The organism is Streptomyces sp. A1136 (assembly GCF_004795055.1).
In the GTDB taxonomy this organism is placed as follows: Bacteria; Actinomycetota; Actinomycetes; order Streptomycetales; family Streptomycetaceae; genus Streptomyces.
In genome coordinates this window covers 1-576 of the sequence record NZ_SSBJ01000277.1, presented here as the reverse complement: position 1 = coordinate 576, position 576 = coordinate 1, and the positions used below count along the sequence as shown (strand labels likewise).

1 pseudogene is annotated in these 576 nt (G+C 77.1%); it reads left to right on the top strand.

The window, feature by feature from the left end:
* A pseudogene (locus E6R62_RS38570) lies at positions 1-576 on the top strand (diaminopimelate decarboxylase); the annotation flags it as partial.

The following is a 576-nucleotide window of genomic DNA, read 5'->3' as shown; positions in this document are numbered from 1 at the left end:
GGAGCAGGGCCTGGCCGGGCCCGACGCCCCCATCGTCGCCCTCCTGGACACCACCGGCATCCGCGCGGGCGCGGCCGCGCTGCGGGCCGCCTTCGCCGCCGTCACCGACGCGCCCGTGCTGCACGCCTTCGCCGTGAAGGCCTGCCCGCTGGTGCCGGTGCTCCGGCTGCTGCGCGCCGAGGGTCTGGGCGCGGAGGTCGCGAGCCCGGGCGAGCTGGCCCTGGCCGGGGCCGCCGGGATCAGCCCCGCCGACACGGTGCTCGACTCCCCCGCCAAGACCCCGGCCGAACTGCGCGAGGCGCTCGCCCTGGGCATCGCCGTCAACGCCGACAACCCCCAGGAGCTGGCCCGCCTGGACGCCCTCGTCGCTTCCCGGGACGGCCACCCGGGCGCCTCAGCGATCGGGCTCCGGATCAATCCGCAGCTCGGCGCGGGGTCCATCGACGCGCTGTCCACGGCGACGGCCACGTCCAAGTTCGGGGTGGCACTGCTCGACGACGGCGCCCGGGAGTGGGTGGTGCGGGCGTACGCGGAACGCCCCTGGCTGACCCGGCTGCACACGCACTCCGGGTTGCA